The organism is Nonomuraea sp. NPDC048882 (assembly GCF_040649755.1).
GTDB classification, from domain to species: Bacteria; Actinomycetota; Actinomycetes; order Streptosporangiales; family Streptosporangiaceae; genus Nonomuraea; species Nonomuraea maheshkhaliensis.
On sequence record NZ_JBEZGB010000020.1, the window covers coordinates 38,657 to 50,118 of the forward strand.

Below are 11,462 nucleotides of genomic sequence, written 5' to 3' on the forward strand. Positions count from 1 at the left end.
ATGACGACCGCGATCGGCACCGACCGGGCCGAGATCCGCCACGAGCTGTCCACCACCGGCTACGACCTGCTCGTCATCGGCGGTGGCATCCTGGGCACGTCGGTCACGTGGATGGCCGCCCAGGCGGGGCTGCGGGTGGCGATGGTCGACGCGGGTGACTTCGCCGGCGCCACCTCCAGCGCCTCCTCCAAGCTCGTCCACGGCGGCCTGCGCTACCTGCAGACCGGCAACGTCAAGCTGGTGGCCGAGAACCACCGCGAACGCCGCGCCCTGGCCGGCGACATCGCGCCCCATCTGGTCAAACCGCTGACGTTCCTGGTCCCGATCTACAAGGGTGGTCCTCACGGGGCCGCCAAGCTGGGCGCCGGCGTGTTCCTGTACTCGGCCCTGTCCGTGTTCGGCGACGGCATGGGCAAGGTGATCACGCCGCACCAGGCGCTGGCCAAGGTGCCCGCGCTGCGTACCGAGGGGCTGCGCGCCGCCGCCGTCTACGGCGACCACCAGATGAACGACAGCCGCGTCGCCGTCATGACCGTGCGCGCGGCCGTGGACGCGGGCGCCACCGTGCTCAACCACGCCGAGGTCGTCGGGCTGCGCACGACCGGAGGCAGCGTCACCGGCGCCGACCTGCGCGACCGGCTCGGCGGCGCCGAGTTCGGCGTCTCCGCCCGCCTCGTGCTGAACGCCACCGGCCCCTGGGTCGACCACCTGCGCCGCATGGAGGACCCGGACGCGGCCCCCAGCATCCGGCTGTCCAAGGGCGCCCACCTGGTCATGCGCCGGCACGAGCCGTGGAAGGCCGCGCTGACCACGCCGATCGACAAGTACCGGGTGTCGTTCGCGATCCCGTGGGAGGACCACCTGCTGCTCGGGACCACGGACGAGGCGTACGAGGGCGATCCTGGGCTGGTCGGAGCCACCGAGGCCGACATCACCCAGATCCTCGACGAGGCGGGACATTCCGTACGCGACTCCCAGCTGCGCCGCGAGGACATCACCTACGCCTTCGCCGGCCTGCGGGTCCTTCCCGGCGGCCCTGGGGAGGTCACGGCGGCCAAGCGGGAGACGGTGCTGACCAGGGGCGCGGGCGGCATGTTGTCGGTGGCCGGCGGCAAGTGGACGACCTACCGCCACATCGGCAGGCACGTCTTCGACACCCTCGCTCACCTGCCCGGACGTCCTCTGGGCGACGACCTGGCCGACATCCTGCCCGCCGTGCCGCTGCCCGGCCTGGCCAGCCCCGACGCGGTGGCCATGCGGCTGTGGACCGACCGCGACCCGAGCGCGCGCATGGACCCGCTGGTGGCCAGGCACCTGGCCTCGCACTACGGCTCGATCGCGTTCGACCTGGCCCGGCTCATCCGCGAGGACCCGGCGCTCGGCGAGCGCATCCATCCGGACGGGCCCGACATCTGGGCGCAGGTGGTCTACGCCCGCGACCACGAGTGGGCGGCCACGGTGGACGACGTCGTACGCCGCCGTACGACCCTCACCGTCCGCGGCCTCGACACCCCGGAAATCCGGACCAGGATCGCCGGCCTGCTCACCTGAGCCCTGGGAAGGGGGAGTGCATGGCTACTCCGATCAACCAGGCTCTCCTCCGCCACTTCACCGACCTGCGCGACGGCGAGCACGGCGGCGCCGTCACGCGGGAGGACAAGGAGCGCGTGTTCGCCAGGACCGTCGAACTGCTGGACCCGGTGGCCCGCCAGGCGCTCGACGAGGTCGACGCCGACCTGCTGCTCGGCACCGGGGAGGTGGTCGCGAGCGGGCTCACCAGGTCGCACGAGGGCGGGCTGAACGCCATGTGGTCGCTGACGTGGCAGGAGCAGCGTGCCTGCGGCGCACAGCCGATCGCGGTGGTCGCCCACTACGGCTGCGACTTCCACCACCCGCACCTGCGCGGCAACACGGTAGGCGACTGGCCCCTCAACGTCTTCACGGAGCAGGACGCGATCGGCCAGCTCAACACCATGCGCGTGATAGCCGCGGCCGACGCCCACAATCTGGTCTTCCAAGAGAGCCACCGGATAATCCCGGCAGTCACCACATCCCACGCGACACGGTAACCAGCACTGTGGACGGCACGGCGACCAGCGCCACGAGCACGCCCTGTAGCCAGAGCCGTGCGTGACCCGTAATCAGTGCCGTGGGTTTAACCCGGTGACCGGCCCACGATGCGCCGTCACGGCGGCCCGCCATGTGCGGGTCTAGAAGCGTCCCCCTGGAGGTCCCCAGCCCCGCACGACGGTTGGAGTGCCGCCGGCACCGCCGTAAAAGATGGAAGATCTTATGCTTCGGTGAAGCCTCGCGCACGGCCACCGGCGGACTCGCGCACCGCCGCAGCGACCGCAGTAGCCACATCGGGGTGGAAGACGCTGGGGATGATGTAGTTGGGGCCCAGTTCCTCGGGCGTCACCACCGCGGCCAGCGCGCCGGCGGCGGCCAGCAGCATCTCCTGCGTCACCCCGCCCGCCTGCGCGTCCAGCAGCCCCCTGAACACCCCGGGGAAGGCCAGCACGTTGTTGATCTGGTTGGGGTAGTCGGAGCGGCCCGTGGCCACCACCGCGGCGTGCTCGCGGGCGTCGTCGGGCGACACCTCCGGCTCCGGGTTGGCCAGCGCGAACACCACCGCGTCCTTGGCCATCGTCGCGATGTCGTCGCCGGTCAGGATGCCGGGCGCGGACACGCCCACGAAGACGTCGGCGTCCTTGACGGCTCCGCGCAGGTCGCCGGAGTAGCCCTCGGCGTTGGTGTGGTCGGCGATCCACTGCAGCGACTCGTCGAGGTCGTCGCGGCCCTTGTGCACGGCCCCGAGGTAGTCGCAGACGATCACATTGCGCGCCCCGGCGGCCAGCAGCAGGCGCAGCACCGCGTTGCCCGCCGCGCCCGCGCCCGCCATGGTGATCTTGACGTGCTCGATGTTCTTGTCGACGACCCGCAGCGCGTTGGTGAGCGCGGCCAGCACGCAGATCGCGGTGCCGTGCTGGTCGTCGTGGAAGACCGGGATGTCGAGCAGCTCACGCAGCCGCCGCTCGACCTCGAAGCAGCGCGGCGCGCCGATGTCCTCCAGGTTGATGCCGCCGAAGCCGGGCGCGATCACCTGCACGGTGCGCACGATCTCGTCGACGTCCTGGGTGTCGAGGCAGATGGGCCAGGCGTCGATGCCCGCGAACCGCTTGAACAGCGCCGCCTTGCCCTCCATGACGGGCAGCGCCGCCTCGGGCCCGATGTTGCCCAGCCCCAGCACGGCGGAGCCGTCGGTGACGACCGCCACGGTGTTGCGCTTGATGGTCAGCCGCCGCGCGTCCTCCTTGTTGCGCGCGATCGCCATCGACACGCGCGCCACGCCCGGGGTGTAGGCCATGGACAGCTCGTCGCGGTTGCGCAGCGGCACCTTGGAGACCATTTCGATCTTGCCGCCGAGGTGCATGAGGAACGTGCGGTCGGACACCTTGTGGATGACGACGCCCTCGACCGCCTCAAGCTGGTCGACGATGGCCTGCGCGTGGTCGGTGTCCCTCGCGGCGCACGTCACGTCGATGCGGAGCTTCTCATGCCCGGCATTGGTGACGTCGAGGGCGGTCACCACACCCCCGGCCGACTCTACGGCGTGGGTGAGCTGGCTGACGGCCTTGCCGCCGGCCGGCACCTCGAGACGCACGGTGATGGAGTACGACACACTCGGGACGGTCGCCACGTCAATCGCTCCTTCGGGACTGACCAAGAATCCCTCCTATGTTAGGGGGAGTTGGGTCAATCGAGCGCCTCGGCGGCCAGGACGATCAGCTCGGCGCAGGTCTCGGCCGGAATCGTGGTGCTGTCGAGCACCAGGTGGTAATGGCAGGGATCGCCGGGATCGGCCCGGTAGAAGTGGCGTACGTAGGCGGTCCTGGCCCGGTCGTTGTCCTCGACGACGCGGCGGGCCTCGCGTTCGCCGATCCCGCTCAGCGCGGCCACCTGGCGGATCCTGCGCTTGGCCGGGGCGTCGAGCCGGACGTGCAGCGCGCCTGGGTGGTCGGCCAGGACCATCGCCCCGCCGCGGCCCAGGAAGACGCCGCCCTGGTCGCGGGCCATGTCTCTGAGCATGCGCTCGGTACGGCGGACGAACTCCTCGGGGGCGAGCGGCATCACGCCGGGGACGTACATGTCGACGCCGCCGAACGTGACGGTCGGCAGCCGCATCGCCCCGGAGAACAGCCGGCTCAGGCCGTGATCGGCCCGGTCGTCGTGGGCCAGGGCCTCTTCGAGGGTGCAGCCCAGCTCTTCGGCCACGGCGCTGGGGATGGCTCGGTCGACGAAGGGCACGCCGAGCCGCTCGGCCACGGCCGGGCCGATCTGGCTCCCGGCCGTGCCGTAAGTGGCGGATATGGTGACGACCCGCATATCCCCAGGTTAGAACAGAGCGCTCGCCAAAGCTCTACGGGCTTTCGCCAAAGATGGGTCTTCCGCCGGCAACGCGGCGAAAAGTCCGAGCAGATGCCGCCTGACTCGGTCACGCTCGTCACCCGAGGTGCGCTTGACCACGGCGATGACCCGGTTGAACGCCTCGTCCACCGAACCGGACAACATCTCCAGGTCGGCCGCGAGCAGCTGGGCGTCGATGTCGGCCGGGTCCTCCAGCCTGCGCTGCACCTCGGCGGGGTCGACGTCGGACGTGCGCTTGATCAGGTTGACGCCGGCCAGGCCCATCTTGGCGTCCTCGTCGCCGGGCGCGCGGGCCAGCAGCCGCTCGTAGGCCTCGATCGCCGCGTCGAAGTCACCGTTTTCGATGGCCTGCTCGGCCGCGACGAGGTCGGGGTCGGCGGGCGGCCCCGCGGCCTCCTCGGGAGCGCCGGGCTCGGCCGGCGGCCGGGCGCCGGGGTTGGCCTGGTAGAACTGCTCGACGGCGCCCATCAGCTCATCGAGCCAGCGCCGCACCTCCTGCTCGGGCAGCACCTGCTGGAAGCCGGTGACCGCCTGGCCCTGGAAGATCGCCAGCACCGTCGGCACGGCCTGCACCCGCAGCGCCTGGGCGATCTGCGGGCTGGCGTCGACGTTGACCTTGGCCAGGATCGCCTTGCCGCCCAGGTCGCCGACGACCTTCTCCAGCACCGGGCTGAGCTGGGCGCTGCCCGGCGCCCGGGGCGACCAGAGGTCGAGCACGACCGGCACGGTCATCGACCGGTCGATCACGTCCGTCGTGAACGTCTCCTCGGTCACATCGACGACAGAAGCCGACGAGGCCGCCTGGGGACCTGCCGCCTCCCGCCGGGTCTGCGCCTCCAGTGCCTGCTTGCGCGCGCCCAGGTCCACAGCTCCGTAGAGTGACCCGGGCCTAGAGAAGTCCGCCATGCCCTTCATCTTGCCGCATGACCGAGGCTGGGAAGTCACCAGCCGCCACTCGCAGCGTGCGCAGCTGGTCGAACATCTGCTGGAGTTCGTCCTCGGCGTACATCGTGAGGCCGAACTCGGCGGCCATGAGATCGGCGGTGGCACGGCGCACGACGTCCTCACCCGCGCTGGTGATCTCGGCGAGCACGCCGCGTCCGTCGCGGGGGTTGGGCAGCCTGCGGACGAACCCCGACTTCTCCAGCCTGTCCACCGTGTTCGTGACGCTCGTGGGATGAACCATCAGTCGCTCCCCGATCTTGGACAGCGGCAGCGCGCCCGTCTTGCTGAAGGTCAACAGAACCAACGCCTCGTATCTGGCGAAGGTCAAGTCGTAGGGCTTCAGGAGCGAGTCAAGTTGCGACAGCAGGATCTGGTGCGCTCTCATGACCGAGGTCACGGCGGCCATGGCGGCCGACGGCCCGAAGTGGGCGCGCCAGCTCTCGGCGGCGCGGTCGATGGGGTCGAACGACAGGTTGAGCGGCTTCTGCTGCGACACAGCGCTACGGTAGCGCGCCCCTCGTCCCGGTTCGTCGGGTCACCCTCCGCGACAGGATCCTTCGCTTGACCAAGAATCCGGACATCAATCATCACGCTCAGTTATGGTTCTCCTACGTATGGTGACGCGGAAGCCAAGTCCATGGGCCTGTGGGGACCGGCCGGGACCGAGCGCCTCCGCCTCACCGAGGGGCACGGGGGGTGCGCTTGATGAACGTCAACGGGGAAACGGGTGCGTGAGCACGCGGGCGTTTCACGAGAGGAGCTGAAGCAGAGCGCGGCCGTCACGGTTGCCGTGCTGCTGGCTGTCGGCCTGATCGCCGCGTGGAACGTCCTGATACCCGGGGTAGACGCGTGGGAGAACATCGTGGCCGCGGTCATCGGCTCGCTCCGGCTGACCGGGCCGGTGGCGGCGGCCTTCGCCGCCTGGGTGGCGCTGCGCAAACGGCGCGCGCTGCGCGGCCGTTCGCTCACGACCTGGCGGGCGCTCAAGGCGCCGCTGGCGATCGTGATGGTGGTGCTGGGGTCGTTCGCGGCCACGGTGCTGGTACTGGCGGTCAAGACGGTGCTCACCGACCAGGCCGGCCGGCTGAGCCTGTCGGGGCTGGGGATGGGCATGGCGGGGCTGGCCCTGTACTCGGTGATCGGGTGGGTGGCCGGATGGGTGCTGCCGCGGCCGTACACGCCGCCGGTCGCGGGCCTGGCCTGCTACGGGCTGTTCACCTGGCTGGCCGACGACCGGGGCTGGGCCGACCGGCTGGCGCCGGGGACCGGCGAGCCGTACGACCTGTTCCAGGGCTGGAACGGCGCGCCGTTCTTCGACCAGACGATCTGGCTGCTCGGCATCACGGCGGCGCTGCTGCTCGGCTGGGCGGCGCTGGTGACCAGGCAGGCCCTGGTGCTGGCGTGCGCGCTGCTGTCGGTGCTGGCCGCCGCCATGGGCGTGTCGCGGGTGCTGGCGCAGCCGAAGCCGGCCGCGGCCGTGGACATCGCCTACAGCTGCCAGGAGTGGCCGATCACGGTGTGCGTGCATCCGGGGATGCGGGCGGGGCTGACCGAGCTGGGGGCGGCGTTCACGCAGATCGCCTCCCGGCTGGCCGGGACGCCCGCAGCCTTCACGCGGGTGGAGCAGCGTCCGCTGGACGACGCGCTGAAGCCGGCGAACGGGCTGGCGCCCGTGCACGTGCCCGACCTGTCGGCGGGGTTCGCCGAGGAGGCCGCGTACGAGTACATCGAGGCCCTGTCCCCCAGGTGCCAGAGCACGGTCGCGGAGGGATACCGGCAGATCGTGGTGGCCTGGCTGCGCGGCGAGCCGCTGCCCGGCACGCCGCTGGCCGAGCACCAGTACGCGACGTCCTGGTTCTCCTCCTTGAGCGAGCCCCAGCGCAGAGAGTGGCTGCGCATGTTCTACAGCGACTTCCAGGGCTGCCGGCTGTCGAGCACGCACTTCGGCGGCGGCCCTGGGCACGCGCAGGTCGCGCCGTCCGCGCGGCCCACCCCCGGGTCGAGCCACGCTTACCCCGTCTATCCGGGGGTCTATCCAGGGGTATATCCGGGGCCCAGCGGCACCGCGACGGCCGGCTCGGCGTCGAGCGCGCCCGGGGGCGGGGCCACGCAGGAGGCGCCTCAGACCGGCTGGACCCCGGAGGCTCCGGCCGCCGGCTGGGCCTCGTCGGAGCCGGCGGGGGGCTGGACGCCCGACACGTCCGGGGAGGGCTGGCCGGTGCACGCCTCCGAGGTGTCCGCAGAAGTCGCGCCCGGGTCGGGCGCCAACCGTCAGGCGTCGCCGGTGTCGGAGACGTCTCCTCAGACGGCCCCGGTTTCGGGCCCGGCCGCGGGCGCGGTCTCCGCGCCCGCGCCGGTTTCAGCGCCGGTTTCAGCGCCGGTTTCAGGCCCGGTTTCGGCTCCTGGGTCGGCGCCGGTCGCGGAGCCTGTGTCGGCGCCGGTGGAGGGGCCCGCCGCAGCGCCGGCGCGGGTCCCCGAGGAGGGGCCGTCCACGAAGCAGGCCGGCTGAGGATCGAAGATGTCACCGAAGAGCTGGCACTGATGATCGCCGAACGGGTAGTCATGCTCGCATGACGACTTCGCGTACGACGCCGCCCGAGGCGAGCCCCGGGCGGCGTCGCCGGTGGCGATATGTGGCGGGCCTGCTGGTCCTCGCCGTGTTACTGGTGGTCGGCGGCCGCCTGGCCTGGTCCTGGCTCAACCCGCTCGGTGAGCAGAGCATCGACCGCAGCCAGCCGGTGCTGCTGCAGTCCATCAAGGACATGAGCAGGTTCCAGGCCGCGACCGGCACCTTCCAGGTGGTCGTGGACCTGGAGAAAGACGCCAACTTCCTGCCCGACGCGGTCAAGGGCACGCGCACGCTGTTCGTCGGCGCCGGCGGGGTCGACGCGTACGTCGACTTCTCCGCCGTCGCGGCCGACGGGGTAACGGTGTCGCAGGACCGTACCGAGGCCACCATCCGCCTTCCGCGCGCGCAGCTGGAGAAGCCCAACCTCGACAACAGCCGCTCGTACGTGTTCGCGCAGCAGCGCGGCCTGCTCGACCGGGTCCAGGACTTCCTGTCGGGCTCGCCAGGCGACCAGCGGGAGCTCTATCTGCTGGCCGAGAAGAAGATCAGCGAGGCGGCGGTGTCCAGTGACCTGCGGGCCAGGGCGGACGCCAACACCAAGGCGATGCTGACGGGCATGCTCAAGTCGCTCGGCTTCTCGAAGGTCACGGTCAAGTTCACCGACGAGGCTTAGCCGCCTCACCCCCGCCTTAGGGACCCGGTGAGCCGTCCTAGGTATCTCCTCAGCGTGCCCGTACCGAGAGATAAGGCATACGCCCGATGTGTCCCTAGGGGCCTTAGGCCGAGTCTTGAGAGTGCGGGAAAACGAACAAGGAGAAACTCGTGAACGCCGAACTCGAATACAGCATCATGCAGCACCACGCCGCCGAGCTGCGACAGGCGGCAGCGGAGCACCGCCGCGCCCGTCAGGCGCGCACGGGCAACCCGGCCGAGCGCCGTCACCGCTCGGTCATCGCCCGGCTCTTCGCCTCATGACCGCCCACAAGCAGCCCGGCCGCAACCTCCCTCGCGGCCGGGCTGAGGCGCCCCCTTAGGGGCGTCGGCGCTCGTGACCCGAATTCCTGGTCAGGTCGCGGTGCCACATGCACGAAGCCCCGGTCCATTCCTGGTTGGGCCGGGGCATCGTGCTGTCTCCAGGGACATGGACGTCATCCGGCTCTCCCCTCGTCCGGTCAGGGGGTTCCGCTTGTGGGGCCTGGTCGCAGGGATGATGATGCCCCTATGCGCAAACGGGTGCTCGTCTGGGGCGGGGCCGTGGTCGCGGTCGCCGCCGTCGCGGCTCTGGCCGTATATCTCGCCCGGGTGGGGCTGGACGACGCCGACAAGCTGGCCAGCGTGATCGGGCTCTTCGTGGCGCTGGCCGGGCTGGGCATCTCGATCCGCGGCCTGACCGGCGGCCGGCCGACCGACGACCCGGCCCCGCCCGTGCCGGACGGCGCGGCGCCGGGGCAGAACGTATCCGCGCCCGAGCCCGGCGTCTCGGCGTCGGGATCCAGGTCGGTCGCCATCGGCGGCGACAACTCGGGGATCATCAGCACGGGCGACGGGACGACCAACGTGCGAATGCGCGCGGAGGCGTCCGGGCAGGGCCGCGTCTACCAGGCCGGCGGCGACCAGACGATCAACGAGAAGTAGCGCCGCCCCCGTCGATCCCCAGGAACGCCGACGAGCAGAGCGCCGTCAGGAACCCGGGGACGCCGATGATCCGGGCGCCGTCAGGAACCCGGGGACGCTGACGGGCCGGGCGCCGTCAGGAACCTGGAGACGCCGATGAGCCGGGCGTCGTCAGGACTTGGGGACGGTGATGAGCAGGGCGTCGCCCTGGCCGCCGCCGCCGCACAGCCCCGCCGCGCCCAGGCCGCCGCCCCGGCGCCTGAGCTCGTACGCCAGCGTCAGCACGATCCGCGCCCCCGACGCCCCGATGGGGTGCCCCAGGGCGATGCCGCCGCCGTTGACGTTGACGATGTCGAGCGGAACGCCGAGCTCCTTGGCCGACTGGACGACCACGCTGGCGAAGGCCTCGTTGATCTCCACCAGGTCGAGGTCGCCGGCCGTGACGCCCTGCTTGGCCATGGCCTGCTTGATGGCGTTGGCCGGCTGGGACTGCAGGGAGGCGTCAGGGCCTGCCACGTTGCCGTGGCGGCCGATCTCGGCCAGCCAGGGCAGGCCCAGCTCCTCGGCCTTGGCCTTGGCCATGACGACCACGGCGCAGGCGCCGTCGGAGATCTGGGAGGCCGACCCGGCCGTGATGGTGCCGTCGGCGGCGAAGGCGGGACGCAGCTTGGCGAGGGTCTGCGCGGTCGTGTCGCCGCGTACGCCCTCGTCCTCCTTGACGATCACCGGCTCACCGCGCCGCTGCGGGATCTCCACCGGGACGATCTCTTCTTCGAAGACGCCGTTCTTGACGGCCGCGGCGGCGAGCTGGTGGGAGCGGGCCGACAGGGAGTCCTGCTCCTCGCGGCCGATGCCGAGCCGGGTGTTGTGCCGCTCGGTGGACTCGCCCATCGCGCACTGGTCGAACGCGCAGAACAGGCCGTCGTGGGCCATCGAGTCGACGACCTGGGAGCCGCCGTACTTGACGCCTTTTCGCAGCCCTGGCAGCAGGTGGGGGGCGTTGGTCATGGACTCCATGCCGCCGGCCACCACGATGTCGAACTCGCCCGCCCTGATGAGCTGGTCGGCCAGGGCGATGGCGTCGAGGCCCGACAGGCACACCTTGTTGATGGTGACGGACGGGACGGTCATGGGGATGCCGGCGTTGACGGCGGCCTGGCGGGAGGGGATCTGCCCGGCTCCGGCCTGGAGGACCTGACCCATGATGACGTATTCGACGGATTCGGGAGCGACCCCGGCACGTTCCAGGGCGGCCTTGATGGCGACGCCGCCGAGCTCGACGGCCGACAGTCCGGACAGGGAGCCGAGCAGTTTGCCGATAGGGGTGCGAGCTCCGGCGACAATGACGGAACTGGACATGACAACGGCCTCCTGTGCTCGCGCGTCCGGTCTTTGACACCATACCCACGAGTACGCCGTCGCTCGCCATGGAGGTAGGCCACACATGTTCATGCGGATCGACCACATCGGGATCGCCTGCCGCGATCTTGAAGAGAAGATCGAGCTCTTCTCGAGGACGTTCGAGCTGACGGTCGTGGCGCGGGAGGTGAACGAGGAGCAGGGCGTCAAGGAGGCCATGCTGCACATCGCCGACGGCGAAGGTGGGGGCTCCTACATTCAGCTCCTTGAACCTCTCTCCGACGACTCGCCTGTGGGAAAATTCCTCGCCAAGCGGGGCGAGGGCGTCCATCATGTGGCGTTCGGGGTGCCCGATGTCGCGGAGGCCATGACGACGATCGGCGAGAAAGGTGTGAGGCTGCTGGACGAGCGCCCCCGGCACGGGTCGATGGGCTCGCAGATCGCATTTCTGCACCCCAAGGATGTAGGCGGAATGCTGACTGAGCTAGTCCAAGCCCCCAAACCATGACAAATCACCACAAAACGCAAAAAACGTTCATATGTAACT

12 protein-coding genes are annotated in these 11,462 nt (G+C 70.6%); 7 read left to right on the forward strand and 5 right to left on the reverse strand.

The genetic code is table 11. From position 1 onward, the window contains the following. On the forward strand, positions 1–1,551 hold the full coding sequence (locus AB0C27_RS46245) for a glycerol-3-phosphate dehydrogenase/oxidase (RefSeq protein WP_357859179.1): 1,551 nt from the start codon (positions 1–3) through the stop codon (positions 1,549–1,551). Between the two features lie 20 nt (positions 1,552–1,571). Next, a complete protein-coding gene (locus AB0C27_RS46250) occupies positions 1,572–2,069 on the forward strand; it encodes a hypothetical protein (protein ID WP_357859182.1) in 498 nt (165 codons plus the stop codon). Positions 2,070–2,290: 221 nt separating this feature from the next. On the opposite strand, the gene AB0C27_RS46255 is transcribed toward AB0C27_RS46250, so the two are convergent. The 4 genes from AB0C27_RS46255 to AB0C27_RS46270 are packed head-to-tail and all read right to left on the reverse strand — an operon-like array spanning position 2,291 to position 5,869. Next, on the reverse strand, positions 2,291–3,700 hold the full coding sequence (locus AB0C27_RS46255; RefSeq protein WP_357859185.1) for an NAD-dependent malic enzyme: 1,410 nt from the start codon (positions 3,698–3,700) through the stop codon (positions 2,291–2,293). Positions 3,701–3,756: 56 nt separating this feature from the next. Further along, positions 3,757–4,386: a cytidylate kinase-like family protein gene (locus AB0C27_RS46260; RefSeq protein ID WP_357859187.1), complete on the reverse strand. Its 630-nt coding sequence runs from the start codon at positions 4,384–4,386 to the stop codon at positions 3,757–3,759. Positions 4,387–4,395: 9 nt separating this feature from the next. Next, positions 4,396–5,334, reverse strand: coding sequence for a tetratricopeptide repeat protein (locus tag AB0C27_RS46265; protein ID WP_357859190.1), 939 nt, complete (start codon positions 5,332–5,334; stop codon positions 4,396–4,398). Further along, the gene (locus tag AB0C27_RS46270; RefSeq protein WP_346106042.1) at positions 5,318–5,869 is read right to left on the reverse strand and encodes a MarR family transcriptional regulator; all 552 of its coding nucleotides are present in this window, start codon (positions 5,867–5,869) and stop codon (positions 5,318–5,320) included. Before AB0C27_RS46270 ends, AB0C27_RS46265 begins: the two co-directional genes overlap by 17 nt. Positions 5,870–6,100: 231 nt before the next feature. Here AB0C27_RS46270 and AB0C27_RS46275 point away from each other — a divergent pair, with 231 nt between their 5' ends. The 4 genes from AB0C27_RS46275 (at position 6,101) to AB0C27_RS46290 (ending at position 9,577) form a co-directional block, all read left to right on the forward strand. Beyond that, entirely contained in the window at positions 6,101–7,882 is a 1,782-nt protein-coding gene (locus tag AB0C27_RS46275) for a hypothetical protein (RefSeq protein WP_357859193.1), read from the forward strand. A 61-nt stretch (positions 7,883–7,943) separates the two neighbouring features. Continuing rightward, positions 7,944–8,615: a DUF4230 domain-containing protein gene (locus AB0C27_RS46280; protein ID WP_357859196.1), complete on the forward strand. Its 672-nt coding sequence runs from the start codon at positions 7,944–7,946 to the stop codon at positions 8,613–8,615. A 149-nt stretch (positions 8,616–8,764) separates the two neighbouring features. Further along, positions 8,765–8,917 carry a hypothetical protein gene (locus AB0C27_RS46285; RefSeq protein ID WP_357859199.1) on the forward strand — a complete coding sequence of 51 codons (153 nt, stop codon included), beginning with the start codon at positions 8,765–8,767 and terminating at the stop codon, positions 8,915–8,917. Positions 8,918–9,163: 246 nt separating this feature from the next. After that, entirely contained in the window at positions 9,164–9,577 is a 414-nt protein-coding gene (locus AB0C27_RS46290; protein ID WP_357859202.1) for a hypothetical protein, read from the forward strand. A 150-nt stretch (positions 9,578–9,727) separates the two neighbouring features. Here the strand turns inward: AB0C27_RS46290 and AB0C27_RS46295 are convergent, their stop codons facing one another. Continuing rightward, positions 9,728–10,915, reverse strand: a complete 1,188-nt coding sequence (locus tag AB0C27_RS46295; RefSeq protein WP_357859205.1) for an acetyl-CoA C-acetyltransferase — start codon at positions 10,913–10,915, stop codon at positions 9,728–9,730. Between the two features lie 85 nt (positions 10,916–11,000). Here AB0C27_RS46295 and mce point away from each other — a divergent pair, with 85 nt between their 5' ends. Further along, positions 11,001–11,423 carry a methylmalonyl-CoA epimerase gene (gene mce / locus AB0C27_RS46300; RefSeq protein WP_357859209.1) on the forward strand — a complete coding sequence of 141 codons (423 nt, stop codon included), beginning with the start codon at positions 11,001–11,003 and terminating at the stop codon, positions 11,421–11,423. The last annotated feature ends 39 nt before the right edge of the window (positions 11,424–11,462 follow it).

Excerpts from the sequence above, each read along its gene's own strand:
- AB0C27_RS46260 (WP_357859187.1), bottom strand. The coding sequence starts at position 4,386 with ATGCGGGTCGTCACCATATCCGCCACTTACGGCACGGCCGGGAGCCAG.
- mce (WP_357859209.1), top strand. The coding sequence starts at position 11,001 with ATGTTCATGCGGATCGACCACATCGGGATCGCCTGCCGCGATCTTGAA.
- AB0C27_RS46250 (WP_357859182.1), top strand. The coding sequence starts at position 1,572 with ATGGCTACTCCGATCAACCAGGCTCTCCTCCGCCACTTCACCGACCTG.
- AB0C27_RS46295 (WP_357859205.1), bottom strand. The coding sequence starts at position 10,915 with ATGTCCAGTTCCGTCATTGTCGCCGGAGCTCGCACCCCTATCGGCAAA.
- AB0C27_RS46290 (WP_357859202.1), top strand. The coding sequence starts at position 9,164 with ATGCGCAAACGGGTGCTCGTCTGGGGCGGGGCCGTGGTCGCGGTCGCC.
- AB0C27_RS46280 (WP_357859196.1), top strand. The coding sequence starts at position 7,944 with ATGACGACTTCGCGTACGACGCCGCCCGAGGCGAGCCCCGGGCGGCGT.
- AB0C27_RS46265 (WP_357859190.1), bottom strand. The coding sequence starts at position 5,334 with ATGGCGGACTTCTCTAGGCCCGGGTCACTCTACGGAGCTGTGGACCTG.
- AB0C27_RS46245 (WP_357859179.1), top strand. The coding sequence starts at position 1 with ATGACGACCGCGATCGGCACCGACCGGGCCGAGATCCGCCACGAGCTG.